This window comes from Microbaculum mangrovi (assembly GCF_051390635.1).
GTDB lineage: Bacteria > Pseudomonadota > Alphaproteobacteria > Rhizobiales > Tepidamorphaceae > Microbaculum.
The window spans coordinates 66877-92578 of record NZ_JBPODT010000001.1; the positions used below are offsets into that span (position 1 = coordinate 66877).

At 68.6% G+C, this 25702-nt stretch carries 21 protein-coding genes; 10 read left to right on the forward strand and 11 right to left on the reverse strand.

The genetic code is table 11. The features are described 5' to 3' along the window. Window positions 1–238 precede the first annotated feature (238 nt). From ACSF9G_RS00320 to ACSF9G_RS00335, 4 genes are all read right to left on the reverse strand, one after another. Complete coding sequence (locus ACSF9G_RS00320; protein WP_436636962.1) at window positions 239–1441, reverse strand: glycosyltransferase family 4 protein; 1203 nt, start codon at window positions 1439–1441, stop codon at window positions 239–241. Window positions 1442–1460: 19 nt separating this feature from the next. Further along, a complete protein-coding gene (wecB, locus tag ACSF9G_RS00325; RefSeq protein ID WP_436636964.1) occupies window positions 1461–2606 on the reverse strand; it encodes a non-hydrolyzing UDP-N-acetylglucosamine 2-epimerase in 1146 nt (381 codons plus the stop codon). Further along, window positions 2603–3763 (reverse strand): polysaccharide biosynthesis C-terminal domain-containing protein, encoded by a 1161-nt coding sequence (locus tag ACSF9G_RS00330; protein ID WP_436636966.1) that lies wholly within the window; start codon window positions 3761–3763, stop codon window positions 2603–2605. Before ACSF9G_RS00330 ends, wecB begins: the two co-directional genes overlap by 4 nt. Before the next feature lie 74 nt (window positions 3764–3837). Beyond that, on the reverse strand, window positions 3838–6195 hold the full coding sequence (locus tag ACSF9G_RS00335) for a DEAD/DEAH box helicase (RefSeq protein ID WP_436636968.1): 2358 nt from the start codon (window positions 6193–6195) through the stop codon (window positions 3838–3840). Between the two features lie 376 nt (window positions 6196–6571). On the opposite strand from ACSF9G_RS00335, the gene ACSF9G_RS00340 reads away from it, so the two are divergent. From ACSF9G_RS00340 to ACSF9G_RS00350, 3 genes are all read left to right on the forward strand, one after another. Continuing rightward, window positions 6572–7369 carry an adenylate/guanylate cyclase domain-containing protein gene (locus ACSF9G_RS00340; protein WP_436636970.1) on the forward strand — a complete coding sequence of 266 codons (798 nt, stop codon included), beginning with the start codon at window positions 6572–6574 and terminating at the stop codon, window positions 7367–7369. 102 nt (window positions 7370–7471) lie between these two features. Beyond that, entirely contained in the window at window positions 7472–8482 is a 1011-nt protein-coding gene (locus tag ACSF9G_RS00345; RefSeq protein WP_436636972.1) for a polysaccharide biosynthesis protein, read from the forward strand. A 68-nt stretch (window positions 8483–8550) separates the two neighbouring features. Further along, entirely contained in the window at window positions 8551–9459 is a 909-nt protein-coding gene (locus tag ACSF9G_RS00350; protein ID WP_436636974.1) for a pirin family protein, read from the forward strand. Between the two features lie 70 nt (window positions 9460–9529). Here ACSF9G_RS00350 and ACSF9G_RS00355 read toward each other — a convergent pair whose 3' ends face one another. Genes ACSF9G_RS00355 through ACSF9G_RS00365 form a run of 3 tightly spaced genes read right to left on the reverse strand, consistent with a single transcriptional unit; the run spans window position 9530 to window position 12194 of the window. Then, window positions 9530–10123, reverse strand: a complete 594-nt coding sequence (locus tag ACSF9G_RS00355) for a sugar transferase (RefSeq protein ID WP_436636976.1) — start codon at window positions 10121–10123, stop codon at window positions 9530–9532. Window positions 10124–10132: 9 nt separating this feature from the next. Then, window positions 10133–11005 carry a sulfotransferase family protein gene (locus tag ACSF9G_RS00360; RefSeq protein ID WP_436636978.1) on the reverse strand — a complete coding sequence of 291 codons (873 nt, stop codon included), beginning with the start codon at window positions 11003–11005 and terminating at the stop codon, window positions 10133–10135. A 7-nt stretch (window positions 11006–11012) separates the two neighbouring features. Further along, the gene (locus tag ACSF9G_RS00365) at window positions 11013–12194 is read right to left on the reverse strand and encodes a DegT/DnrJ/EryC1/StrS family aminotransferase (protein WP_436636980.1); all 1182 of its coding nucleotides are present in this window, start codon (window positions 12192–12194) and stop codon (window positions 11013–11015) included. 183 nt (window positions 12195–12377) lie between these two features. On the opposite strand from ACSF9G_RS00365, the gene ACSF9G_RS00370 reads away from it, so the two are divergent. The 3 genes from ACSF9G_RS00370 (at window position 12378) to ACSF9G_RS00380 (ending at window position 16813) form a co-directional block, all read left to right on the forward strand. Beyond that, window positions 12378–13673 carry an O-antigen ligase family protein gene (locus ACSF9G_RS00370; RefSeq protein WP_436636982.1) on the forward strand — a complete coding sequence of 432 codons (1296 nt, stop codon included), beginning with the start codon at window positions 12378–12380 and terminating at the stop codon, window positions 13671–13673. Window positions 13674–13859: 186 nt separating this feature from the next. Then, the gene (locus ACSF9G_RS00375; protein WP_436636984.1) at window positions 13860–15728 is read left to right on the forward strand and encodes a polysaccharide biosynthesis protein; all 1869 of its coding nucleotides are present in this window, start codon (window positions 13860–13862) and stop codon (window positions 15726–15728) included. Between the two features lie 44 nt (window positions 15729–15772). Next, complete coding sequence (locus ACSF9G_RS00380) at window positions 15773–16813, forward strand: ribonuclease Z (RefSeq protein WP_436636986.1); 1041 nt, start codon at window positions 15773–15775, stop codon at window positions 16811–16813. On the opposite strand, the gene cutA is transcribed toward ACSF9G_RS00380, so the two are convergent. Further along, window positions 16791–17123 (reverse strand): divalent-cation tolerance protein CutA, encoded by a 333-nt coding sequence (gene cutA / locus ACSF9G_RS00385; RefSeq protein WP_436636988.1) that lies wholly within the window; start codon window positions 17121–17123, stop codon window positions 16791–16793. The two genes, ACSF9G_RS00380 and cutA, sit on opposite strands and share 23 nt — an antisense overlap. 74 nt (window positions 17124–17197) lie before the next feature. On the opposite strand from cutA, the gene ACSF9G_RS00390 reads away from it, so the two are divergent. Both ACSF9G_RS00390 and ACSF9G_RS00395 read left to right on the forward strand, forming a co-directional pair. Further along, entirely contained in the window at window positions 17198–17992 is a 795-nt protein-coding gene (locus ACSF9G_RS00390) for an NAD kinase (RefSeq protein ID WP_436636990.1), read from the forward strand. A gap of 139 nt (window positions 17993–18131) precedes the next feature. Continuing rightward, window positions 18132–18524 carry a hypothetical protein gene (locus tag ACSF9G_RS00395; RefSeq protein ID WP_436636992.1) on the forward strand — a complete coding sequence of 131 codons (393 nt, stop codon included), beginning with the start codon at window positions 18132–18134 and terminating at the stop codon, window positions 18522–18524. A 33-nt stretch (window positions 18525–18557) separates the two neighbouring features. Here the strand turns inward: ACSF9G_RS00395 and ACSF9G_RS00400 are convergent, their stop codons facing one another. After that, window positions 18558–19700, reverse strand: a complete 1143-nt coding sequence (locus ACSF9G_RS00400; RefSeq protein WP_436636994.1) for a DUF2336 domain-containing protein — start codon at window positions 19698–19700, stop codon at window positions 18558–18560. Window positions 19701–19818: 118 nt separating this feature from the next. Then, window positions 19819–20820, reverse strand: coding sequence for a transglycosylase SLT domain-containing protein (locus ACSF9G_RS00405; RefSeq protein ID WP_436636996.1), 1002 nt, complete (start codon window positions 20818–20820; stop codon window positions 19819–19821). Window positions 20821–20964: 144 nt separating this feature from the next. On the opposite strand from ACSF9G_RS00405, the gene ACSF9G_RS00410 reads away from it, so the two are divergent. Together ACSF9G_RS00410 and ACSF9G_RS00415 are read left to right on the forward strand one after the other, a co-directional pair. Continuing rightward, a complete protein-coding gene (locus tag ACSF9G_RS00410; protein ID WP_436636998.1) occupies window positions 20965–21423 on the forward strand; it encodes a MaoC family dehydratase in 459 nt (152 codons plus the stop codon). A 7-nt stretch (window positions 21424–21430) separates the two neighbouring features. Further along, window positions 21431–22321 carry an HpcH/HpaI aldolase/citrate lyase family protein gene (locus ACSF9G_RS00415; RefSeq protein ID WP_436637000.1) on the forward strand — a complete coding sequence of 297 codons (891 nt, stop codon included), beginning with the start codon at window positions 21431–21433 and terminating at the stop codon, window positions 22319–22321. A gap of 7 nt (window positions 22322–22328) precedes the next feature. Here the strand turns inward: ACSF9G_RS00415 and ACSF9G_RS00420 are convergent, their stop codons facing one another. Then, complete coding sequence (locus ACSF9G_RS00420; RefSeq protein ID WP_436637002.1) at window positions 22329–25580, reverse strand: adenylate/guanylate cyclase domain-containing protein; 3252 nt, start codon at window positions 25578–25580, stop codon at window positions 22329–22331. Between the last annotated feature and the right edge of the window lie 122 nt (window positions 25581–25702).

Consider the following 25702-nt stretch of genomic DNA (forward strand, 5'->3'; position numbering starts at 1 on the left):
CCTTTGTTCGTGGGGCACTGCCAGAGCAACAAATACAAGCCGCGTGTACCGGGCTTGTCCCGGGACCCATACGGCCATACCGCGCGGAGATTCGGTGGTGTCGCGATCCGGGTTCGTCACGCGCGTTGCGCGCCCCTCCCACGTCATTGCCGGGCGTGACCCGGCAATCCCGGGCGTATGGCACGAGATGCCGGGGTCACGCCCGGGCATGACGAGTGTTTGGATAGGGCACGGCCCCTCAATCCGACACGAACGTATCGATGAGGTGCGTCCAGCGTTCGCAGGCGGCCTTGCGGCCGAAATCGCGCTCGGCGAGCGCCGCGATGCGGGGCTTGAGGCCCTGGTCCGCCGCGAAACGATCCCGCGCCGCGCGGATGGCAGCGGCGACCGCCGCCGCGTCGCCCTGAACGGCGATGCCGGCATCGTTGTCGTCGAGATAGTGCGCCAGCGCGCTGTCGGTCTCCATCAGCGCCAGCACCGGCAGGCCGGCGGCCATGTAGGTCATCAGCTTGCTCGGATAGGAGACGCGGTGCATGTCGGGAACGAGCGAGATCACGCCGAGATCGGCGGCGCGCGTCAGCCGGAAGGCCTCGTTGGAGGGCAGCCGCGGGGTGAAGCCGACATGGGCGAGGCCGCGCCGCGTCACCGTCTCGCGCAGCTTGTCCTCGGCAACGCCAGAGCCGATGAACTGAAGCGTGATCCCCTCGTCCGGCCTGATCAGCGCCATCGCCTCGACCAGCAGGTCGAGATTCTGGAAGCGGCCGAGATTGCCGGAGAACACCAGCCGGAAGATAGCGTCGTCCCGCGGCGGCGGCGGTTCGTCGCCGGACAGTTCGGCCTGGACGAAGTTGTTGACGACGTGGAACGCCACCGCCCCGTTGCCGCCCCTGTCGGCGATGGTGCGCATCATGTCGTCGGACAGGACGACGACGGCGGCCGAGCGCCGGCAGGTCCACGAGTCGACGGAGGCCAGCAGCCGGATCCAGAAGCGCTTCAGCGCGCCCGGGGTCTCGCCCGAGGCGTAGCGCCAGACCTCCGGATAGATGTCCTGGACGTGATAGAGGAAGCGGGCGCCGGACCCGCGCGCGGACAGCGCTCCGTAGAGCCCGCCGACAATCGGCGGCAGCGTGTTGGTCCACACCAGGTTGAACCGGTGGCGCGCCGCATAGGACAGCACCGCGCTTTCGAACAGGACCACGTTGAGAAGGCGGCGCAGGAAGCCGCCGGTTTCCCGCAGTAGCGGCAGTCGGATGATGCGCACGCCGCCCTTGAACTCGCGTTTCGGCAGCGTCTCGCCCTGCCGGCCCTGATAGGAGGGCTGGCCGGTCACGACATAGACCCGGTGCCCGCGCCCGGCGAGGTGCTCCGCCAGCGTGCGCAGCATCGAGCCGAGCGGCGGCGTGTCCGGCCAGTAATGCCGATAGATGATGAGGATCTTCACCCCGCCCCCCGACGCGCGATCAGGAGGGGCGCGGATCGATGCCGACCCAGCGATGCATCAGGCCCGCGGTGCCGAGCACCAGCGACACGACCCGTGCCGACGTGTCCGCGATCGTGTAGTCGGGCGGGCACACCGGCCGCTCGCCGGCGGCGAACCGCGCCGTCTGCCAGGACACCGCGTCGACGACGGTCTGCGCGTCGATCCCGGTCAGGAGCATCGCGCCAGCCTCGACGCCTTCGGGCCGCTCGGTGGCGTTCCGGAGCGACACCGCCGGAAAGCCGAGCATCGCCGCCTCCTCCGACAGCGTCCCGGAATCCGAGATCGTGCAGAAGGCGTTCTTCTGCAGCTTGACGTAGTCGAGCAGCCCGAACGGCTCGTGGAAGCGGACGCCGCCACCGATTCCGGTGCCACCGATCTTGGTGTCGCCGGCCTCCTCCAGCCGCCGCTTCAGGCGCGGATGGGTCGACACCAGCACCGGGCGCTCGAAGGTCTCCGACAGCCGCGTCAGCGTCTCGGCCACCTTTGAAAGATGCGCCGGGTTGTCGACGGTCTCCTCGCGGTGGACGCTGGCGACGAGATAGTCGCGCGGCGCGATCTCCAGTCGCGACAGCACGTCGGAGGCCTCGATCCGGTCGGCGTAATGCTCCAGCACCTCGCGCATCGGCGAGCCGGTCAGTGCTATTTGGCGAGCGGGCAGCCCCTCGGCGATCAGGTTGCGGCGGGCGTGCTCGGTATAGACAAGATTGACGTCGGCGATGTGGTCGATCATCCGCCGGTTGATCTCTTCCGGCACGTTCCAGTCAAAGCAGCGGTTGCCCGCCTCCATGTGATAGATGGGCACGCGCATGCGCTTGGCCATGATCGCCGACAGCGCCGAATTGGTGTCCCCGAGCACGACCAGCGCGTCGGGCCGTTCCGCCGTCAGCACGCGCTCCGCGCCCGCCAGGATGTTGCCGAGCTGGGCGGCGAGGCTGTCCGCCTTGACGTCGAGATGGTGGTCAGGGGCGCGCAGGCCCAGGTCCTCGAAGAACACGTCCGACAGCGTCCGGTCGTGGCTCTGGCCGGTATGCACCAGCACGTGCTCGCACGCCTCGTCGAGCCGGGCGATAACGCGCGACAGGCGGATGATCTCCGGCCGCGTGCCGAGGATGGTCATCACTTTCATCGCGCGATCGCCTTTTCGGGGGGCTCGTTAACCGCCGCCTCCAACTCGACCGGCACCCGGTAGGTGTCCGGCGCGGCGGGGTCGAAAAGCTCGTTGGACCAGAACATCGCGATCATATCGCCGGACCCGATATTGGTCAGGTTGTGGGTATGCAAGGTCGGCATATCGACATAGACGGGGTTTTCGCCGGAGACCCGGAAGCGCATGATCTCCGCGCCGCAGATGCGCCGGATCGCGATCTCGGCCTCGCCGGAGATGACGACGAAGCGCTCCACCTTGCGGAAATGGAAGTGTTCGCCGCGGGTGAAGCCCGGGTGCGTGTTGGAATAGTGGATCTGCCCGCCATTGCCCTCGCGGATCGCTTCGACCAGCGTGCCGCGCTGGTCGGTGTGCCGCTCGAACGCGACCGGGTAGTGGTCGGGATAGAGATAGCTGCGATAGGTGTTGAACAGGTCGCGGGCGAAGGGATCGCGCAGATCGGGAATGAAGTGCGCGCGGTAGCCCGAATCCATTTGCTTCAGCGTGTCGAGCAGCGCCGAAACCGTGATCCGGGTCCCGGACGGCCGCCACTCTTCCGTGGCCCCCTGCGCGATCAAGTCGCCAATTCCGCGGGCCACCTGATGGGCATGCAGGAACGCGATCTCGTTGTCGACATCGACCGTCGGTTCGCCGCCGGTCGCCAGCAGGTGGCAGAAGGTCGAGACCACCGAGTTGTGGAACGGCCTGCCGCCCTCGCCAAACACGTTCGGCAGGATCATGTCGGTGAACGCGCCACCGGACGTCGCCGCCCATCGCGACAGGATCTCCGAGGACTCACGCTTCGACCGGCCATAGGCCCCGTGCGTGCCGGTGTCGCGCTCGGCCAGCGTCGACGACGAATGCAGCACGTGCGGCGTTTCGCCGAGACGATCGAGCGCGTCCACGAGCGTGCGTGCAAGTCGCACGTTGGTTTCGCGAATCTCCGCGTCCGCGCCGCGATTCATCGCCGCCAGATGCACGACGGCGCCGCAGCCCGCGAGCAGCCCGGCGAGCGACTCCGCGTCGTTCCACGCGGCTTTCGGCACGCGCACGACCTGTGTTTCCGGCTGTACCGACAGCCAGGCGCGCGTATGCCAGCCGATCAGGCCCCTGGCGCCGGTGATGGCGATCTTTCTCATGAGCGCGAAAAGGACGGTGTGGGCGTCCCAGAGTCAAGACGGCGCACTCGGGACGCGCGCCCGACGAGCCACGATCAGCGCGGCGTGCCCGGCCCCGACTTCCGCTTCAGCCCGCCGGCCCCGGACGTACCACCGGACACACTGCCCTTGCCGCCCTTCGGCCGGAACGCCTTCGCGGCACCGGGCTTGCCACCCGGTTTGCCACCCGGTTTGCCCGCGGGCTTGCCACCCGGTTTTCCGGGCCGCTTGCCCGCCGGCTTTCCGGTCGCCTTCCGGCCGGGCTTCCAGTTTGGATCGAGCGCGGGATTCGGTCCCTTGCGCGCCGGCCGCTCATCACCCGACCGACGTTCCGAATCGTCGGTGCGCTTCGGTTTCGGGGCGCCGTGGTCGTCCTGCGCGCGGTCGTCGCGTTCGCGGGGATCGTAGGGCTTCGTTGCGAACGGCTTCTTCTCGTAGGGCTTCTTCTCGTACGGTTTCTTGTCGAACGGCTTCTTGTCGCTGCGCGGCGGCCGGTCTCCATAGGGTTTCTTCTCCCCGAAGACTGTCTTCTCATCGGAGACTGGCTTATCTCCATACGGCTTCCGATCGCCGTAGGGCTTCCTGTCCCCGTAGGGCTTCCTGTCGCCATACGGCTTTTTGTCGCCATACGGCTTTTTGTCGCCATACGGTTTCTTGTCGCCGTACGGCTTCTTGTCTCCGTAAGGTTTCTTGTCCCGGGGCGGCCCCTTTCGCGCATAGGGCTTCCGCTCACCGTCCGCGTGCCCCTCGGATGCATCCCGGGCCTCCGGCCGCGGCGCACGGGTCAGGTCCGGCATGCCCTCCAGGCGCGACACGCCGACGTTGCGCTCCAGCATCATCTCGGGGCCGAGCGCGGCCTCGAAGGCATCCGCGCTCTCCGCCGCGATCTGGATATAAGTCGCCTCGTCCTGCAGCTTGATTGCCCCGACGTCGCGCTTGGTGATCCCGCCGGCACGGCACACCATCGGCAGGATCCAGCGCGGCTCGGCGCGCTGCCTGCGCCCGATAGACAGAGAAAACCAGACGCTGTCGTCGAAGTCCTCGCGTGACCGTCTCGGCACCTCCGGCGCCCTCTTTTCCGGCTTTCTCAGGTCTTGCGGGGCGATTTCGGCCAGTTCCTCCGGAGCCGATTGACCGGCGCGGCAGCGGCGCAGGAAGGCGGCGGCCACCTGTTCGGCGCCATGGCGCGCGAGCAGGTCCTGAACGAGCGTCTGCTCCTCCTCCAGCACAGGGTCGCTGAGGGAGGGGTCGGCCAGCAGGCGCTCGTCGTCGCGCCGGCGCACCTCGTCGGCGGTCGGCGGCTTGCACCAGTCGGCATCGATGCCGCCATTGGCCAGCAGGCGCTCGGCCTGCCGGCGCCGGTTGTTGGGCACGATCAGGACGCTGACACCCTTGCGCCCGGCCCGGCCCGTCCGGCCGCTGCGATGCACCATGGTTTCGGCGTTCGTCGGCAGGTCGGCGTGGATGACGAGCTCCAGGTTCGGCAGGTCGATGCCGCGCGCGGCCACGTCGGTGGCGATGCACACCCGGGCGCGCCCGTCGCGCATGGCCTGCAGCGCGTGCGTCCGCTCGCTCTGGCTCAGTTCGCCCGACAGCGCCACCACGGCGAACCCGCGATTGTTGAACCGCGCGGTCAGGTGGGTGACTGTGGCGCGCGTCGCGCAGAACACGAGGGCGTTCCTGGCCTCGTGGAAGCGCAGCACGTTGATGATCGCGTTTTCCTTGTCGTAGGACGCGACCGGATGCACGCGGTATTCGATGTCCAGGTGCTGCGCCTGTTCTTCCGTAGTGGTGACGCGCACCGCGTCGCGCTGAAATGTCTTGGCCAGTTTGGCGATGGTGGGCGGCACCGTGGCCGAGAACAGCAGCGTGCGCCGCTCGGACGGCGCGGATTCCAGGATGAACTCGAGGTCCTCGCGAAAGCCCAGATCGAGCATCTCGTCGGCCTCGTCGAGCACCACCGCCCGCAGCGCGGAGGTATCCAGCGATCCGCGGCGGATGTGGTCGCACAGGCGGCCCGGCGTGCCGACGACGATATGGGCGCCGCGATCGAGCGCGCGCCGCTCGGTCCGGTAGTCCATGCCGCCGACACAGGAGGCGAGCCGCGCCCCCGTCTCGCCGTAGAGCCACTCGAGCTCGCGCCCCACCTGCATCGCCAGTTCCCGGGTCGGGGCGACGACCAGCGCCAGCGGGGCGTCCGGCTGGTCGAACTGGCCGGCGTCGTCGAGCAGGGTCGGCGCCAGGGCCAGACCGAACGCGACGGTCTTGCCGGACCCCGTCTGCGCCGAGACCAGCAGGTCCGCGCCGCTCAGTTCGGGCGCCAGAACGGCCTTCTGCACGGGCGTCAACGCAGTATAGCCGCGCTTTTCGAGCGCAGCGCCGAGCGCCGGAACGACGCCTTCAAAATCTGTCATGTCGTGTCTTTCGGGATTCCTGTTTCAGGCGCCTGCCCGTGGCCAGTCACGGGAAAGGCACCTGTCGCCGCGATCTTGAAGAAGGCGGATCGATGTCGTCCGGCTTAGTTAAGTGTCGGCGCGTTGAATGTACAGAACGACGCGCACCGCCTGTCGTCCGGTCAATCGCTAAAAGCGCCGGTGACGACGATCCGTCTCATGGCGGCGAAAAGGACGGCGTGAGGGGCGTAAAGTCAAGGTGCCACAGAGGGAAATACGCGCGATCGATTCGCCAGCCTCCGTTCTAGGCCCGCACCCCCTCCGGCCCCCCGACACCACCAAGACGCGTGATGACCGGGTCGCGGAAACGTGCTATTGATTAGGTGGCGAAATAGCCATGTCACAGCAACCCAACACCGGCGAAGAAGCCAAACTGGAGGCGTGGCGGGAGGTTCTGAGCGAGGGCCACCCGTTTCACAAGAACCTGCGCCGCGCGATGCATCTTCTGCCCGGCACGCCGCGCTGCAAGATCTGTCACAACCCCTTCGGCGGCGTCGGCGGCCGTATCTGCGCCGTGCTCGGCTTCCGGCCGTCCAAGAAGAACCCCCATATCTGCAGCCTGTGTTGCGAGAAGATGCCCTTGGGCGGGGCGGAAATCGAGACCGCGATCCTCTTCGCCGACGTTCGCGGCTCGACGGAGTTGGCCGAAAAGCTCGGCCCCGCGCGGTTCGCCGAGATCCTGAACCGGTTCTACGTGACCGCCACCGAGGTTCTGATCCGTCACGACGCGACGGTGGACAAGCTCATCGGCGACGAGGTGATGGCGTTCTTCATTCCCGGCTTCTCGGGTCCCGACTTCAAGATAAAGGCGGTCGAGGCCGGCATGGACCTGCTGCGCGCGCTCGGCTACGACGGTCGCCATTCCCCTCTGTTGCCCGTGGGGATCGGCATCGACGCCGGCACGGCCTTCGTCGGCAATGTCGGCCGCGAGGATTACTTCGACTTCACAGCGCTCGGAGATCCGGTCAATACCGCCGCGCGCATCCAGGCGGCTGCCGCCCCCGGCGAATTGCTGATCGGCGAAACCGTGTTCAGGGCCGTTGCCGCGCGGTATCCGGGCTGCGAAGCCCGAATGATCCGGGTCGCCGGCAAACAGGAGCCGCTTTCGGTCCATTCCCTGCCCCTTGCCGCCTAGACGGCCGCTCCCCGTATACCGCACCGCGCCGCGCGGGCGGAAACCTCTCAATTGCGCCCCGCGTCCGCTTGTGGCACATGAGCAGCCGCACAAGGCGTTGATATGCAAGGCAAGACCATCCTCATCACCGGCGGCACCGGCTCCTTCGGCGGGGTCATGGTGCGGCATGCGCTGGCGCAGGGCGCCGGCGAGATCCGCATCCTGTCGCGCGACGAGGAGAAGCAGGACGCCATGCGCAACCGTCTGCGCGAGCCGCGGCTGTCGTTCTACATCGGCGACGTGCGCGATCCCGGCAGCGTCGACATGGCGATGGCCGGCGCCGACATGGTGTTTCATGCCGCCGCGCTGAAGCAGGTGCCCTCCTGCGAGTTCTTCCCGATGGAGGCCGTCCGCACCAACGTCGTCGGCTCCTCCAACGTCATCGAGTCCGCGATCAAGTATGACGTCGATCGGGTCGTGTGCCTGTCGACCGACAAGGCCGTGCTGCCGATCAACGCCATGGGCATGTCCAAGGCGATGATGGAGAAGCTCGTCCAGGCCGCCTCGCGCCGCCGCAACGGTGAAGGCACCGTCGTCGCCTGCGTCCGCTACGGCAACGTCATGTACTCGCGCGGCTCGGTGATCCCGCTGTTCCTGAAGCAGCTCCGCGACGGCGGGCCGATCACCGTCACCAATCCGCAGATGACGCGGTTTTTGCTACCGCTGATCGATTCCGTCGCCCTCGTCGAGCACGCCCTCACCCACGCCGAGCCCGGCGACGTGTTCATCAAGAAGGCGCCCGCCTGCACCATCGGCACGCTGGCCGAGGCGATGAAGGCGCTGTTCGAGGCCGACGTCGATATCCGCACCATCGGCGTCCGCCACGGCGAGAAGCTGTTCGAGACGCTGGCGACCGCCGACGAGCTGGCGGGCGCCGAGGACCAGGGCGACTACTGGCGCATCCGCATGGACGGCCGCGACCTCGATTACGCGTCCTATTTCTCCGAAGGAAACCCGGACGTCGCCGAGATCGAGGACTACACCTCGCACAACACCGAACAGCTCGATCTGGAAGGTGTCGTCGACCTCTTGTTGACCCTGCCGGAGATCAGGGCGGAGCTGGGCACGGCCTAGGGACTGGACAGCCGGCGTTCCGTCCCCATCTATGGCGGTACCGACCAGTAACACCCCGGAGGTCTTCGATGTCCATCCGCCCCGTCAAGAGCATCCACGAGGCAAGCCCGACGATGGAGGGCGCCGGCGTCAAGCTGCACCGCGCCTTCGGCTTCGGCAACACCAGCGAATTCGATCCCTTCCTGCTGTTCGACGATTTCCGTAACGAACGGCCCGAGGACTACCTCAAGGGCTTTCCCTGGCATCCCCATCGCGGCATCGAGACGATCACCTACGTCCTCTCGGGCACCGTCGACCATGGCGACAGCCTCGGCAACACCGGTACGCTGGGCGCCGGCGACGTGCAGTGGATGACGGCCGGCAGCGGCATCATGCACCAGGAAATGCCCAAGGGCGACGCCAAGGGACAGATGCACGGCTTCCAGCTCTGGGCCAACCTGCCCTCGTCGCTGAAGATGACCGAGCCACGCTATCAGGACATCGAGTCCGCCGCGATTCCCGAGATCATCGACGACGACGGCACCATCGTCCGCGTCGTCTGCGGCGACTTCTGGGGCAAGCGCGGCCCCGTCGACGGCATCGCCGCCGATCCGCGCTATCTCGACGTGTTCGTGCCCGCCGGCGTCCGCAAGCGGCTTCCGGTGGAAACCTACCGGCAGGCCTTCGCCTACGTGTTCGAGGGCTCGGGCACGTTCCGCGACGCGTCGAAACCGTTCGGCGTCCTGACCGAGCGCGGCACGCCCGAAAACGAGGTGCTGGTGCGCGAGCAGACCGGGAATCGCTCCCTGGTGCTGTTCGATTCCGGCGACGAGGTGACCGTCCAGGCCGGCGACGAAGGCATTCGCTTCCTGCTGGTCTCCGGCAAGCCGCTGAAGGAGCCGGTCGCCTGGTACGGGCCCATCGTCATGAACACCCGCGACGAACTGCGCCAGGCGGTCTCCGAGCTGAACGACGGGACGTTCATCAAGCACCGCTAAAGGCTTGCAAGGGACCCGTGTCGCGCCGCCAGCCGGGCGCCGCCGACCGGGCCCCGTCAGCCGGGCCCCGTCAGCCGAACAGCCCCTTTATCGTCCGGCCAATGATCGCCAGGTCGAGGCCGAAGCTGCGCCGATCGAGATAGTCGAGGTAAAGCGCGATCTTCTTCGGCACGACCTCCTCGAGATAGACCGTCTCCGGATCGGTGGCGCCGGCGAGCACCGCCTCCTCGTCGCGGAACTCGAGCGTGGCGAGATCGGTGATGCCCGGCCGCACCGAGGTGATCCGCTCGCGTGCCTCGGCGGGATAATAGGCAAACATTCCAGGCACTTCCGGCCGGGGGCCGACAAACGACATCGCCCCGCGCAGGACGTCCCAGAGCTGCGGCAGCTCGTCGAGCTTGGTGCGGCGCAGCACCGCGCCGACGCGGGTGATGCGCGGATCGCCGCCCGCGGTGACCTTCGGGCCCGCGACCGGCCGCATGGTGCGGAACTTGTGGATGCGGAAGAGGCGCCCCCGCAGCCCCACCCGATCCTGGCTGAACAGCACCGGTGCGCCGGAATCGACCAGGATCGCGACCGAGATCGCGACCAGCACCGGCGACAGCACGATCAGCCCGGCCAGGCTCGCGGCGATATCGAAGGCCCGTTTGGCGAAATCCTGCACAGTTTCCCCTCAGCCGTAGCCGTATTCGGCGATCAGCGCCTCGACGGCGCGCCGCGTGTCGCCCTCGATCGCTTCGGGCAGCGCCGATTGGCGGTTGCCCGACGCCCTGACGCGCTCGGAGAACACGCGCGCGGCAAGCGCGTCGTCGTCAACGCCGAGGAACGACCAGATCCGCCGCAGATCCTCGGGGCCGCCGACGAGTGCCTCGTAGTTGACCGAAATCCCGCGCTCGGGCGGCAGATCCGCGAAAAACCGGTCGATCGTCCGCACCGACGAGAGCCACTGGCGGGCGCAGACGGTCTCCAGGCTCTCGGTTTCCAGATCGGCGCGAATGCCGGGATAGCGCGCGCCCCACATGTGCAGGCCGCGCTTGTGGCCGAGGCGGCCGCTGAGCGCGTTCAGCGCGTACCAGCCCATGTAGCCCAGGTCGGCGGGCCCGAACAGCCGCAGCTTGCGCCGGAGATGGCCGGTATCCGGCGGCGCCCTCCAGGCGTCGATGGTCGACCCGATGACGCGGCGCGGATCGCGCGTGATCCGCACGTAAAGCGCGTCCGGCAGAACCGCCTCGACGAAATCCGGCCTGAGCGCGTTGCCGACGGTCTTTTCCACGACGAACCGCACCTGCGGCCACGACGCACCGGCATTGCGGCGGGCAATGCCGGTCAGCCGGTCGCGTATCCGCCGTGCCACGGCCGGGGTCGCGGTGCCCGGCGCGAACGCATCGTCGGGCCGGCGGTCGTTGCCGATCCGCCAGATATGGTTGACGTCGAAGGGAATGGCGGCGATCCGCGGATGCGCGGCGATCAGGTCGCGCAGCATCGAGGTGCCCGAGCGCGCGGCCCCCAGCACCACGACGAAGCGGCGATCCGGATTGCCCGCCACGGCGGCCTCAGGCCCCGGCGACGGCGCGCCGGCCGGCCGTCAGCGTGTCGCGCACCGCGCCGATCACCGCCCCGATCTCGGCCTCCGTCATGTCCGGGAACAGCGGCAGCGTGACGAGGCTGTTGAACGCGTCCTCGGAAACCGGGAAATCCTCCGGCTTCAGGTCGTAGCGGTCCTTCCAGTAGGTCATCTGGTGCAGCGGCGCGTAGTGCATGCTGGTGCCGATGCCGATCTCCGTCATCCGGGCGATGAAGGCGTCGCGGTCGAGCGGCGCATCCGCGTTCAGGCGGATCGGAAACAGGTGCCAGGAATGCCCGCCCTGCTCGCCCCTCACCGGCAGCCGCGCCGGCAGGTCGGCGAAGGCGTCGAGATAGCGCTCGGCGATGGCCGCGCGCTTCTTGCAGAGGCCGTCGGTCTTCTCAAGCTGGCGCACGCCGACGGCGGCGGCGAGATCGGACAGGTTGTACTTGAACCCGGGCGCGACGATGTCGTAGCGCCAGCCGGCCCCGGGCGTGCGGAAGCGGTCGAAGGCGTCGCGGTCGATGCCGTGCAGCCGCATGATCCGCGCCCGTTCCGCCAGGTCCCGGCGAGGCGTCACCAGCATGCCGCCCTCGCCGGTCGTGATCGTCTTGTTGGCGTAGAAGCTGAAGACGGTCGCCGCCGTGCCGTGCGACCCGATCAGCCGGCCCTGCCAGCGCGTCGGCAGCGCGTGGGCGGCATCCTCGACGATTTCGATGCCATGGCGGTCGCAAATCGCCGAAATCCGGTCCAGATCGCAGGAAAGTCCGCCGTAATGCACCGGCATGACCGCCTTCGTGCGCTCGGTAATCACCGCTTCCAAGGCCGCCGGATCGAGGCACAGGGTCTCGGGATCGACGTCGACGAGCCTGACTTCGGCACCCAGATACCGCACCACCTCCGCGCTCGCGGTGAAGGTGAGATCCGGCACCACGACCTCGTCGCCGGGGCCGATGGCAAGCGCCTCGAGCGCGAGATGAAGCCCCGCCGTCGCCGAATTGACCGCGATCGCCTCGACATCGCCGCCCAGATAGGCGCGGAAGCCCTCCTCGAACCGACGCGCGCGGTCGCCGGTCGTCAGCCAGCCGCCGCGAAGCGTGGCCACGACCTCTTCGATCTCCTCCTCGCCGATCGAGGGTCGGAAAAACGGAACCTTGATGCTCTCGCTCATCGATGCTACCGGCGCATCCTGCGTTACGTTGGGCCGAGAAAGCGCGGCGACCGCGAACCGCGCCGGCAGCTAAACGCCCAAGGGACGCCCGATCAACACTTTTCCCACCAAGACACCGACCGCAGAAGCCGGTAGTCTCGCCGAACAATCAGGTCCCCGCGACGTATGGCATCGACGATCAGCTTGATTTGGCGGCACATTGCGGATGATGCCCGGCAGTGGTGGCGCGCGATCGAGAGGGTCGCCGCGACGATCGGCGCGAAATGGCTGCGCGATGCCTGCATGACCACCCTGTTCGTGGTCGCACCGGTGGTGATTCTCTATTCCAGCCGATCCCTGCCTACGATCGTCGGTTTCGGCCTCGCGTTTGCCGTGGCATTCGCGCTCGCCGCCCATGTCACGCGCGGCGAGGCCTCGCTGGGACGCAAGATACTCGCAAGCCTCAACCCGGCGAACCACCCGTGGTGGGTGTCGTGTACCCTGGTGCTGCTCGTCTACGCGGCCGCGTCCAGCAGCTGGGCGCTGGGCCCCGAGATGGCCCTCGAGCAGTCGATCAAGATGATCTCGATGTTCTTCGCGATCATGATCCTGCATGGACTGGCGCCTCCGCTCGAACGGCAGGCCCAACGGGTCGGTGCCGCCGTCGGCATCGCCCTGGCCGCCCTCGTCCTGATTTTCGAGCTATCGACGAACATCGGCTTTAGGACGGCGATCTACGGCCCCAATCCGGCCTACATGAACCGGTCCGTCGTCACCCTGAGCCTGCTGATGTGGCCGACGCTTGCCCTGACGACAGGGCCGTACCGGCACTGGATCCGCGCGGCCCTCGTCGTTCTGGTCGCCGTCGCCGTCTTCATTTCCAAGAGCGATTCCGCGCTGCTCGCGATCGCCGCCGGCCTGTTCGTGACCAGTCTGGCGCTGGTCTCCAACCGGCTCGCGGCCATCGGCGTGCTCGTCGTCGCCGCCGTGGCCTTCATCGCGATGCCGCTGACCGTCCAGGTGATGGCCGATCTCGCCGCCGAAACCGGTGCCGACGCCGTGGTCAATCTCAGCACCGAGCGGCGGCTGGAAATCTGGCGCGAGTTCTCGCAGGTGGCGCTGGTGCACCCTGTCCTGGGATGGGGCCTGGAATCCTCGCGATACTTCGGAATGTGGGACATTCCCGGCGTCGACTGGTCGATCGGCCCCGTTCACCATCCGCACAACCCGATTCTGCAGATCTGGGTCGAACTGGGCGCCATCGGCGTCGCGCTGGCCGGCCTAATCATGATCGGGATCGTGCTGTCGATCCCCAGCCTGCCCGGGCGCCGGCGGTCCTTCGCCTACGGTGCGATAACGGCGACGCTGGCGATCTCGAGCGTCAGCCACGGTGCCTGGCAGATTTGGTGGATCTGCGTGCTGATGCTGGTCGTCGCCCTGTTCGCGGTCAAGGAGCACTACCCGGACGACACGCCGCCGCCTGCCGAAACCGCCCGATAGAGCGCAATTTTGCCGCGCTAGCGCCCGTTTTCCACTGCATAAGACTGTCACATACAGGTTGGACCTGAAAGCGCGCAGGGTGTAAGGACTGCGGGTTGTTTACGTCCCGACATGCTGAACCGGATGCGATTCGCCCCTAGCCCTTTGACGCCCAAGAGGCTCGCCGCCTTTACTCATGACCTGGTGATGACGGCTGCGGCTATCGTCATCGGCTATTACCTGCGCTTCGGCACGGGCGCGTTCATCTTCCGTCTCGACGACATGGCCATCCTGTTCGCGACGGTTCTTCCCTTCGCGGGCGTGGTCTACTGGGCGTTCGGGCTCTATGCCGGCATCTGGCGGTTCGCCTCGATTCCCGACCTGATAAACATCATCAAGGCGGTGACCACGGTCACCGTGTTCCTGGTGGTGCTCGACTTTGCCTCGCGCGGCGACATCGTCGTGCCGCGAACCATCGTGTTCTCGACCTGGTTCATCCTCTGCGCCCTGCTGGGCGGCCCGCGGATGCTCTACCGCATCTATCGCGACCAGAGGCTCCTGAAGCGCGGCCACCGCCGGGGCCACGGCGCGATTCCCGTGCTGATCGCCGGCTCGGGGAACGAAGCCGAGATCATCATCCGCTCGCTGGAGACCAACGGCTCGGAGCTGATGACGCCGGTCGGCATGATCTCGTCGAAACAGGCCCATGTCGGCCAGCGCATCCGCAACGTGCCGGTGCTCGGCCATTCCGAGGACCTCGAGCGCGTCGTCCAGCGCCTCACCCAGCGTGGGCAGGCGCCGCGCCGGCTGATCCTCACCAACGAGGCGCTGACCAAGGAAAAGGACATCGAGTCGCTGATCTCCACGGCGCGCAAGCTCGGCCTGAGCGTCGAGCGCCTGCTGCGGCCGGCCATGGAAGGCGCCGACGGCGACGGCCGCATCCGCCTGACCCCGATCAACATCGAGGACCTGCTCGGCCGCTCCACCCGCGAGCTCGACTACACGATGATCCGCAAGCTGGTCGCCGGCCAGCGCATCCTGGTGACCGGCGGCGGCGGCACGATCGGCAGCGAGTTGTGCCGGCAGATCGCGTCGATGAGCTGCAAGCGGCTGATGATCGTCGAGAACGCCGAGTTCGCGCTTTACGCCATCACCAAGGACCTGCAGCGCGATTACCCCGGCGTCCCCGTCGAGGGGCGGCTGTGCGACGTGCGCGACCGCGTCAAGATCACGGCGCTGGTCGAGACGTTCGTGCCGGACATCGTTTTCCATGCCGCCGCCCTCAAGCATGTGCCGATCGTCGAAAGACACATCGCCGAGGGCATCCGCACCAATACGGTCGGCACGGTGAACGTCGCCGACGCGGCGCGCAAGATCGGCGCCAAGGCGATGGTGATGATCTCGACCGATAAGGCCGTTCAGCCGACCTCGGTGATGGGCGCCACCAAGCGTGCCGCCGAAAGCTATTGCGAGGCGCTCGACGCCCTTGCCTACGCGGCCAGCAACCGCGTCAACGGCAACGGCAACCGCGAGACCCGCTTCATGTCGGTGCGCTTCGGCAATGTCCTGGGATCGAGCGGCTCCGTCGTGCCGCTGTTCCGGGAGCAACTGGAACAGGGCGGCCCGATCACCGTCACCCATCCGGACATGAAGCGCTACTTCATGACCATCAAGGAAGCGGTCAGCCTGGTGCTGATGGCCTCCGCGCTCGGGCTCAACAGCCGCGAGCGCATCTCGATCTTCGTCCTCGACATGGGCCAGCCGGTCAAGATCGTCGATCTGGCCGAGCAGATGATCCGGCTCGCCGGCTATGAGCCCAACGAGGACATCGCCATCGAGTTCACCGGCGTGCGCGAGGGGGAGAAGCTGCACGAGGAACTGTTCGACGCCAGCGAGCCCCTGCATCCGACCTCGCTCGACGGCATCATGGCCGCGGAGCCGCGTGCGCTGGTCCCCGAGACGCTGATCGAGGAAATCAAGCGCCTGCAGGCCGCAACCAAGGACGGCGACGACGAGACCATGCTGTCGCGGTTGTCCGCCGTGGTCCCGGAATTCACCCGGCACCGGCTGAACTGACCCCGGCGGCGACAGTCGCCCCCGAAATCCGCTAGAAGGACGTCATGTCCTCGCGGTTCCACCCGGTCCTCGTCAACGAGCCGTTCTCCGATCCGGGCCTGTATATCGAGCTCATGTTCGAGAAGCGGGCGATCCTGTTCGATCTCGGCGATCTGGGCGCCCTTTCGCCACGAAAACTGCTGCGGGTGAGCGACGTCTTCGTCTCCCACATGCATATGGACCATTTCTGCGGCTTCGAACGGCTCCTGCGCATCGTCCTGGGCCGCAAGCCCACGCTCAGGCTCTATGGCCCGCCGGGCTTCGTCGGGGCCGTCGGCCACAAGCTCGCCGCCTATACCTGGAACCTGGTCGAAAACTACGACACCGACCTGACGCTGGTCGTGACCGAGATCGCGGACGGCGGCGACTGCCGCACCGTCGATTTCCGCTGCCGCGCCCGGTTCCGGCCCGAGAACGAGCGCTTCGATGCCGCCGCCAACGGTCGGCTTCTGGCCGAGACCGGCTTCTCCGTCCGCGCCGCCGTCCTCGACCACGGCATTCCCTGCCTCGCCTTCGCGCTGGAGGAACGGGCCCACGTCAACGTCTGGAAGAACCGCATCGAGGACCGCGGGCTGCGGGTCGGCCCCTGGCTGCGCGACCTCAAGGACGCGATCCTGCGCGACGATCCCGACGATACCCCGATCCACGCCCGCTGGCGGGGCGAGGACGGCCCCGTCGAGCGTACCGTTCCCCTCGGCGCGCTACGGGGCGACGCAGCAACCGTCACCACCGGCGCCAGGATCGTCTACGTGGCCGACGCCGCCCCGAGCGAAGCCAACATCGCCCGCATCCTCGACCTCGCAAGGGACGCGACGGTGCTGTTCATCGAGTCGGCCTTCCTCGACCAGGACGCCGATCGCGCCAGCGAGCGCCGCCACCTCACCGCCCGGATCGCCGGCGACATCGCCGCCCGCGCCGGCGCGCAGCGCATCGTCACCTTCCACTATTCGCCGCGCTACGAGGGCCGCGCCGACGAACTGGCGGCCGAGGCGGAGGCTGCCTTTCGCAAGGCCCGTCAGGCGCCTATGACGCCGTCTGCCCCCTGAGCCAATCGGCATACGGAACGTTCACCGCCTCGGGCGCCAGCGTGATCATCGCCGGCACCTCGTAGGGGTGCAGCTCGGCAAGCGCCTCGAGCGCGGCCGCCAGCCGCCCCGCCCGGGTCTTCACCAGCATCACCACCTCGTCGTCGCGGGAAAGCTCGCCCTGCCATTCGTAGATCGAGACCATGCGCGGCAGGATGTTGACGCAGGCCGCCAGCCTGCGTTCGACCAGCGCGCCGCCGCAGTGCTCAGCATCTTCCAGCGTTCCGAAGGTCGTGTAGATCAGCCGGATCGGTTCGGTCCTGTCGGCCATCGCTTCCAAAGCCTCCGTTGGCATTACCCGATGTATCGCTATAGTGCCGCCAGCATTCGTCGGGAAAAAGTCGCATGGCCGCGCCAGCACACCCCTCACGCAACAATTTTCGCTCGATCGCGTTTCTGGCGAGCCCGATCGACGAGGCCGAGGACGCGCACGACCGGCTGATCACCCGCTACGGCGGCGTCGATCCCGACGACGCCGATGTCATCGTCGCGCTCGGCGGCGACGGCTTCATGCTGCAAACCCTGCACCGGTTCATGAACTCGGGAAAGCCGATCTACGGCATGAACCGCGGCTCGGTCGGATTCCTGATGAACGAGTATTCCGAGGACGACCTCATCGAGCATCTCCAGGAAGCCGAGACCGCCGTGATCCGCCCCCTTTCGATGCGGGCGACCGACAGCGACGGCCGCGAGCACACCGCTCTCGCGATCAACGAGGTTTCGCTGCTGCGCCAGACCTATCAGGCCGCCAAGCTGCGCATCCTGATCGACGGCAAGGTGCGCCTCGGCGAGCTGATCTGCGACGGTATTCTGGTCGCCACACCGGCCGGATCGACGGCCTACAACCTGTCCGCCCACGGCCCGATCATTCCGATCAACTCGCCGCTGCTCGCCCTGACCCCGATCAGCCCGTTCCGCCCGCGCCGCTGGCGCGGCGCGCTGCTGCCGAGCGAAGCCAGGATCGACATCGAGATCCTTGAGGCGGACAAGCGGCCGACCAATGCCGTCGCCGACCACACCGAGATCCGCTCGGTCGTCCACGTCCATGTCGAGGAAGCCAAGGGCGCCTCGGCGCTGATGCTGTTCGATCCGGGCCACAACCTCGACGAACGCATCCTGGCAGAGCAGTTCGGCTACTAGCGTTTTTCGGACAGAACGTGGCCGTTCTGGCCGAAAAGGCTCTGGATTCTCTCGAATGCCACCGTTTCCGTTCAGCCTTCGTTAAGTCTGGCCGCGCAATTGTGTGGACGGGTCGCGTCTTTTACGGAGACGCTGAGTTATGCGTAGCGACAAGGTTGACGGGGCGGAAAAGAATCACGGAGCGGTTGGTTCCGCGCGGGTCGAGATTCACCCGTCGGCCAACACTGCCGCCCAGGGGCTCATGACAGCGATGGCCGTGGAGTTCGACCGTTGGATGGCGGACGAAGTGGAGGAGCTGGCCGAGACCGTTTCGGTCGTCGCCGGCTCCGCCGAGTCCGAGCATATGCGCGGCCACCTGCATCAACTCGCCGAACAGCTCGTCCGCCAGGCCGAACTGCTCGGGTATCCCGATGTGATGCGGATCGCCGAGCGCCTCAAGCGCCAGTTCGATCCCACTGTGGCCGGGTCGCTTGTCGACCTCAGCGAGATCGATCTGCGGATCGTCGAGTTGCGCGAGATCCTGCGGCGATAGCCGCTTCCCTCAGGCTGCGGCGATAACCGCCCCTCAGGCAGCCCAGAAATAACCGCCGGTCTCGCTGCGCGCTTCCTCGCGCGCGGCCTCCGCGGCCAGCCGCCCGATCAGCGCGAAGAATTCGTCGACCTCGCCCTTCGTGAAGGACTGGTGCAGCGTCAGCGCCCGTTCGAGCATTCGCTGGCCCATGCGCACCTGCCGGCGCAGGCTTCCGTCCGGCGCGTCCTCGCGCAGCACGGCGACGACGGCGCGCAGCGCCGGCAGAGAGGCCGCAGGCAGCTTGGCACGCCGGTAGAGCGCTGCCAGGCCGCGTCCACTGCGGTCGTCGATCAGCGCCAGCACCCGTTTGACAGGCGTTCCCGACAGGACGGACAGCGCCTCCTCAACGAGCTGGACATTGCCCAGGCACAGGGCGCGGATCATCAGGGCCGGCGTCATCCGCCGCTCCGCGGCGAGCATTTCCACCAGCGAGCGCAGGCGCGCCGGCTCGCACGTCATCGCCAGGTCGACGACGGCGCGGTCGCGCGCGTCCGACATCACCTTGCCGGCACGCTCCGGCGGCATCCATTCGTGGAGCGCGACAAGCTCGCCGAGTGCCTCCGACAGGCCGTCGATCAGCTTCTGGCGCAGCGTCACCGGCAGTTCGGGCCGCTCCAGCAGCGCGTTCCGCACCGTCGCGTCGTGCCGGTGCCGGTCGACCATGCGCCGCAGCGCCGTCACCGTAACCGTCGCACCGGGATTGTCGACGAGCGCGACGCAGGCATCCGGCCCGCCGACTTCGGCGATCGCCGCCGCCAGGCCGACGCTCACCTGCGGCCGCGTGGCGATCGCGACCCGGGCGCGCTCGTAGCCGCCGCCGACGATATCGACCAGCTCCGATTCACTGAGCACCGGCGAGCGCGATAGGATGATGGCCGCGATATCGGCTTGATCCTCGGCGAGCGCGCGAATGACCACCGGCGGCGCGTCCGGCGTATCCGCCAAGCCTTCCGCCATGACCCGGCGCACCCGGGCCGAAGGGTCGTCGAGGATCGCCGTCAAAGCGATGATCGCGTCCGCCCGGTTCCGCTCGTCCAGCTGCGCTTCCAGAAAGACGCGCACCAGCGCCCGAACGATGTCCGCGCGTTCGGACGAATTGCCTTGCGAAAGCCTATCGAGAAAACGCCTGACAAGCATCGACCGGTACCCTGGCTTGCGCCCGCCCGACGCCGGACGGACTATTCGACTGATGCCCTATGGTCGACGGAAACACTTAAGGAACCGTTCACCATAAAAACCAAGGTTTTTTGGGATTTCAGCGAACCGGCAGCGACGGATCGGCGGCCCACTGGCCGTAACCGCGCCGCCCGCCGCCTTCGCCCGCGTCACGGGCAGCGGGCAGGGATCGCGGGTCGGATGGCAGATCGGGTTGCGGATCGGCCTGGACGCGAATCGTCGCCTGTCCGGTGCGGCGGTCGGTTGCCACCGTGGCCGAACCGGGGTCGCGCGTCATGCCGTGGGCCTCGGGCTTGCCGGAAACGCCGGCCCAGAACCCGGACGCCATTCTGCCGATCGGCCCGAGCCCCTCGCTGTCCGAGCGGAACAGGCCGTGGAAGGCATGATCCTCGGCCGACCGTCCCGGCGCGAACGCCAGATAGGTCGCGTTTTGTGGCACCGCCGGCGTCGCGTCGTAGCCGGCGGTGATCTTGGCATAGACCTCCCGGGCGCTCCGCGGACGTCCGGCGTCGTAGAAGATCGCGCGGTTGGACTTGGCGGCGGCCGGAAACCGCTCGGCGGCGGGCGTGCCCGGTGCCGTCTCGACGAGGCGCACAAGCTCCACCGCGCCCCCCGCCCCGAGGAAATGGGCCGCGTAGAGCTCGCCCTCGCTCGCCGGCCGCCCGAGCGCCGTCTGCAGCGTCTCCGCGTTGCGGGCTGTGAACTCGCCCGCCATCAGCGCGGCCGCCTTCGGGTCTTCCCGCAGGTCCAGGATCTGCCTGCGCGCCGCCGCGTCGCTCACCGCGTAGCCGCCGCCGGTCGTCGGCTGGATCTTGTCGGCCAGCTCGCCATAGCCGTGGCGCCCGCCCGCCTGCTTGAGCATGCCGAGCCAGGTGCGCTCGATGAACTGGAACAGCCCCGTAGCCGACGAGGTCGGGGCCTTGGCCTGCGGATCGAGGTTGGATTCGCGCTTGGCGGTCGTCTTCAGATAGTCGAGATCGACGCCCGTGCGCCGGCTTGCGTACTGCAGCGCCGACCCGACGTCGCCCGTTTTGCCGCCCGACAGGCCGCCCGACAGGCCGAATGAGGAGAAAAAGGACATCGCGCGGTCTTCGTCCGCTCTTCCAAAATCGCCTATGGTGCAAGGCACCGCCGCTGTTGCGGACAGCTTGGCGAAACATGGTAAACGGGGAATTAACGGCACGGCCGTGCCTTAACGAACCGACAACGGATCGGAGGAGCTTGGATGGGTGGACTTTGGTACGAGGAATTCGACCCCGGGAGGGTCTTCCAGCACGCCATCAGGCGCACCGTGACCGAGAGCGACAACGTGCTGTTCTCCTGTCTCACCCATAATCCCCAGCCGCTGCACATCGACTTCGACTTCGCCGAGAAGCACAGCGAGTTCGGCAAGCCGCTGGTCAACAGCCTGTTCACGCTCGGCCTGATGGTCGGCATCTCGGTCAACGACACCACGCTCGGCACCACCATCGCCAACCTGGGGATGACCGACGTGCGCTTCCCCAAGCCGGTCTTCCACGGCGACACGATCCGGGTCGAGACCGAGGTGATCTCGCGGCGCGAATCGAAATCCCGCCCGGACGCCGGCATCGTCGAGTTCGAGCATCGCGCCTACAATCAGCACGGCGACCAGGTCGGCATCTGCCGCCGCCAGGCGTTCATGCGCAAGAAACCTGCGGAGTAGTTGTCCCGTGCGATCCATGCTTTTCGTTCCCGGCGACAGCCGCAAGAAGCTCGCCAAGTCGCTCGACTGCGGTGCCGACGCGCTGATCGTCGACCTGGAGGATTCCGTCGCCCCGGCCGCCAAGGCCGACGCGCGCGCCGTCACGGCGGAGTTCCTGGCCGGTCTGCCGGCCCGCGAGGCCCGGCCGCGGATCTATGTCCGCGTTAACGCGCTCGACACCGGCCTGACCGACGACGACCTCGACGCCGTCGTTCCGCACGGGCCGGACGGCATCATGCTGCCCAAGGCCACCTGTGGCGCCGACGTCATGCTGGTCGACGCCAAGATCACCACGTCGGAAGCCCTGGCCGGCATCGACGACGGGGCGACGCGCATCGTCGCGATCGCCACTGAGACCGGCGGCTCCCTGTTCGAGATGGGAAGCTACAAGGGATCGAGCGCCCGCCTGGAAGGCCTGACCTGGGGCGCCGAGGACCTCTCCGCCGATATCGGCGCGCTGACCAACCGCGACGCCGACGGCGCCTACACCGACCTCTACCGGCTCGCCCGCGCGCTTTGCCTGGCCGCATCCGCCGGCGCCGCCGTCATGGCCATCGATTCCGTCTTCGTCGACTTCCGCGACGATACCGGCCTGCGCGCCGACTGCGAGGAGGGCGTGCGCGACGGCTATGTCGCCAAGATGGCGATCCATCCCGCCCAGGTCGCCACCATCAACGACGTCTTCACACCCTCCGACGTGGCGATCGACGAGGCCGAGGCGATCGTCAGGGCCATGGCCGAGGCCGGCGGCGCCGGCGTCGCGAGCCTCGACGGCCGGATGATCGACCGTCCCCACCTGCGCCGCGCCGAGCGGCTGCTCGCGCGCGCCCGGGCGGCGGGAAAGCCGGTGTCGGTGTAGGGCCGCTTCAGGCCGCCGGAACCCTGGCGGCCAGCCAGTGCAGGCCGATCCGCCGTCCCTCGGCGGCAAGCGTCGCCAGCGCCACGCCGTCGGGCCGCGCGCCGCGGCCCGCGCACGCCGCCATGGCCCGGCCCCACCGCGACACGTAGCTCGTCCAGGCACAGGGCTCGATGGCCGTCGCCGCGTCCAGCGCGTCGGCCCATTCGACGACCCGGGCGGCCCGCCCGGTGTCGACATCGGCGTCGATATCGGCCTCGATCATCGCCCGGTAGAAGAACGAGTAGCAGTGCGACAGCGCCTGTCCGGCGAGGATGTCACGGGCCTCGGCGATCGCCGTCTCGACCTCGCCCGCATCGTCGCTCGACGCCGCCACCTGGCCGAGCACCACCGGCAGCATGTAGTACCGCGAGGCCTCGTCGCTCAGCGCCCGGCCCTCCCGCGCCACCCGCAGCGCCTCGGCGCGATTGCCCCCATAACGCAGCGCCCACGACAGGAAGGCCCGGTTCTCCGACTGGAACCGCGTCGCGCCGAGGCCTGCGGCAATCTCCTCGGCCCGGTCGATCTCGGCCCGCGCCGTCGCCACGTCGCCGGCCTCGATCGCCACCATGAAGCGGGCGTGCCGGCAGATCATCTCCGGCCGCACCGCGCCCGCGCGCCGGCATGCCCGCAACGCCTCGTCAGCGACCGTGCGCGAGGCCTCGGGATCCCCCGAGACCATTTCCATCAGCGCCAGCATCGGCGCATTGGCGAGCGCGACCCGGCCGAGCCCCGAGGCGCGCGCGAGCGCGATGCAGTTGGCGAAGATGTCGCGCGCGGTGCGCATTTTGCCGATCGCGTAGTTGGCGTCGCCCAGCCCGCCGAGCGCGGCCACCTCCACGTCGGCGGATCCGGCCTCGCGGGCGAGCGCCAGCGCGGTCTCGTGCTCCGCCAGGCACTCGGCGATGCGGCCCTGCGGAAACAGCAGGTTTCCGCGCAGGTGGTGGATGCGTGCCCGTTCCAGCGTCAGCCCGGCGGCGCGGGCGCGCGCCTCGGCGCGCTGCAGCACCGCCTCGGCCTCGGCCAGCGCGTCGGTGACCCGCAGGCACTGCGCGATGCCGATCTCGGCGCGGCAGCGGGCGGCATCGTCGCCGGCGAGCCTCTCGGCGTCCTCGAACGCCGAGCGCGCCGCCGTCACGTCGCCGGTCGTCAGCGCGATCTCGCCGCGCTGCTCGGTCAGCGCGAACCGGTCGGCGGCGTCCTCGGCGATCGCCAGGCCGCGCGCGTTGAGCGCCAGCGCCCGGGCGAAATTGCCAAGCCGCATCTCGTCGCCGGCGACCTCCAGGAAGAACGCCGCCGCGGCGGGATCCTCGGCGCGCTCCAGGTGCTCGGCCTGCAGCAGTCGGTCGCGATCGGCGAACAGGGCCGCGGCCTTCCGGTGCAGCGCGGTTCGCCGGCTGGGCGGCAGGCTCTCGTAGACCGCCTCTCGGATCAGCGCATGGGCGAACTGGTGGCCCTCGCCGGCCGGCCGCAGCAGATAGGCGGCAACGAGCGGAGCGGGATCGAGGCGGGCGTCCTCGGCCAGCGCCCGCAGGTCGTCGAGGGCGAAGCGGTTGCCCAGGATCGCGGCGACCTGCAGCGTCGCCTTGTCCCCGGCGGCGAGCCTGTCGAGCCGGGCGAACACCAGGCTCTGGATCGTCGTCGGCAACGCCCCGCGGGCCAAGTCGCCGATGTGATGGGCGAGCTGGACCAGGAACAGCGGATTGCCCTCCGCCCGCCGCACCAGGTCCTCGGTGCTACCGGGGCCGACGGCGCCCGCCGCGCGCGCCAGTTCCGCCGCATCGCCGGCGCTGAGCGGACCCAAGTCGATCGTCGCCAGCGGCGTCTCGCCGATCGCCAGCCGGAAGCCGTGATCGACCGGGTCGTCGTCCGGCCGGCCGGTCAGCAGCAGCGCGACCGGCAGGGCCGAGACGGCGGCCGCGGCCGCGCCGATCCCCGCCAGCACCTCTGCGTCGGCCCAATGCACGTCTTCGAGCACGATCAGATGCGGCACGGCCCGGCCGGCCGCCGCCGCCAGCTTGCCCATGAGGTCCGCGCGCCGCCGCCGGCGCGTCTCCGGCGCCAGCTGGTCGCGAAAAGTCACCAGATCGTCCGGCACCGCCTCGCCCGTCAGCTCGGCGCAGAACACGCGGTCCTCGTTGGCGATCGCCCCTGCCGCGACGGCGTTCGATATCGCCGCCTCGATGTCCTCTGCGGCGGTTCCTTGCGACGCGTCCGACGAGATGCCGAGCAGGCCCTGGACCAGTACCCGCGCGGCGTCCTGCCGGCGGCCGGCGCCGAAATCGAGGGCGCCCGCCTTGACGATCCGGAAGCCATCGGCGCGGGCGCGCTCCTCGATCGCTTCCACCAGCCGCGTCTTGCCGATGCCGGCGTCGCCGCGCACATAGACCACCTGCCCGGCGCGGCTCTCGAGGCAATCCGCGAGCAGGCCGACCGCCTGGCGCAGCTCGCGCCGACGCCCGATGAGCGGCAGCGCCGGCCGGCCGTCGGCTGCCGCCACCGCCCGGACACGGGCAACCGCGACGGGCGCGTCGAAGCCAGCCACCGCCATGGCCGCAGCCGGATCGAGATCGAAATCGCCGGCGAGCAGGCGCACGAGATCGCCCGATACCAGGATCTCGCCGCCCACGGCGGCATCGCACAGCCGCGCGGCGAGGTTCACCGACGGCCCGATAACCGTGTAGTCGCGCCGCACGCCGCTGCCCGACGCCGCCGCCATCACCATGCCGTTGGCGACGCCGGAATGGACGCCGACGCCGGCAAGCCGCCGCTCATCGGCCAGCCGCGCGACGCCCTGGCGGATCTCCACGGCCGCCGCCACCGCCCGGCGCGCGTCGTCGGCATGCGCCACCGGCGCGCCGAACACGCCCATGGTGCAGTCGCCGATGTGCTTGTCGACCGTGCCGCCGTGCCGGGCGATGGTGCCGTCCGCGATCTCGAAGAACGCATCCAGGATCGCGCCCGTCGCTTCCGGATCGATCCGGTTGGACAGTTCGGTGAAGCCCGACAGATCGGAAAAGAGCACGGTAACCGGCCGCATCTCGCCGGCGGGCGCGGCGGCCTCCGCCGTATCGGGAAGTGCGCTCCCGCAGGCGCCGCAGAAGCGGTCCCCAGGCTCGACGGGCGCGCCGCAGGCCGGACAGCCGGCGGCGAGCGCGGCGCCGCAGGCGGCACAGAAGCGCCGCCCCTCCTTGTTGTCAGCACCACAGGCCGCGCACTGCATCCCTTTGCTCCGCGAGAACCGGAACGGGCCGCATTATGCGCCGACTATGGATTTGACGCCAAGGCCGGGCGCCAAGACCGGGCGCCCCCTCCCGGGCGCAATGACCGGGCACAGTCCGGCGC

Bases quoted from the DNA above. Each gene is read 5' to 3' on its own strand.
- ACSF9G_RS00420 (WP_436637002.1), bottom strand. From the start codon at position 25,580: ATGCAGTGCGCGGCCTGTGGTGCTGACAACAAGGAGGGGCGGCGCTTC.
- wecB (WP_436636964.1), bottom strand. From the start codon at position 2,606: ATGAAAGTGATGACCATCCTCGGCACGCGGCCGGAGATCATCCGCCTG.
- ACSF9G_RS00410 (WP_436636998.1), top strand. From the start codon at position 20,965: ATGGGTGGACTTTGGTACGAGGAATTCGACCCCGGGAGGGTCTTCCAG.
- cutA (WP_436636988.1), bottom strand. From the start codon at position 17,123: ATGGCCGACAGGACCGAACCGATCCGGCTGATCTACACGACCTTCGGA.
- ACSF9G_RS00345 (WP_436636972.1), top strand. From the start codon at position 7,472: ATGCAAGGCAAGACCATCCTCATCACCGGCGGCACCGGCTCCTTCGGC.
- ACSF9G_RS00365 (WP_436636980.1), bottom strand. From the start codon at position 12,194: ATGAGCGAGAGCATCAAGGTTCCGTTTTTCCGACCCTCGATCGGCGAG.
- ACSF9G_RS00395 (WP_436636992.1), top strand. From the start codon at position 18,132: ATGCGTAGCGACAAGGTTGACGGGGCGGAAAAGAATCACGGAGCGGTT.
- ACSF9G_RS00350 (WP_436636974.1), top strand. From the start codon at position 8,551: ATGTCCATCCGCCCCGTCAAGAGCATCCACGAGGCAAGCCCGACGATG.
- ACSF9G_RS00340 (WP_436636970.1), top strand. From the start codon at position 6,572: ATGTCACAGCAACCCAACACCGGCGAAGAAGCCAAACTGGAGGCGTGG.
- ACSF9G_RS00400 (WP_436636994.1), bottom strand. From the start codon at position 19,700: ATGCTTGTCAGGCGTTTTCTCGATAGGCTTTCGCAAGGCAATTCGTCC.
- ACSF9G_RS00335 (WP_436636968.1), bottom strand. From the start codon at position 6,195: ATGACAGATTTTGAAGGCGTCGTTCCGGCGCTCGGCGCTGCGCTCGAA.
- ACSF9G_RS00380 (WP_436636986.1), top strand. From the start codon at position 15,773: ATGTCCTCGCGGTTCCACCCGGTCCTCGTCAACGAGCCGTTCTCCGAT.
- ACSF9G_RS00330 (WP_436636966.1), bottom strand. From the start codon at position 3,763: ATGAGAAAGATCGCCATCACCGGCGCCAGGGGCCTGATCGGCTGGCAT.
- ACSF9G_RS00375 (WP_436636984.1), top strand. From the start codon at position 13,860: ATGACGGCTGCGGCTATCGTCATCGGCTATTACCTGCGCTTCGGCACG.
- ACSF9G_RS00390 (WP_436636990.1), top strand. From the start codon at position 17,198: ATGGCCGCGCCAGCACACCCCTCACGCAACAATTTTCGCTCGATCGCG.
- ACSF9G_RS00405 (WP_436636996.1), bottom strand. From the start codon at position 20,820: ATGTCCTTTTTCTCCTCATTCGGCCTGTCGGGCGGCCTGTCGGGCGGC.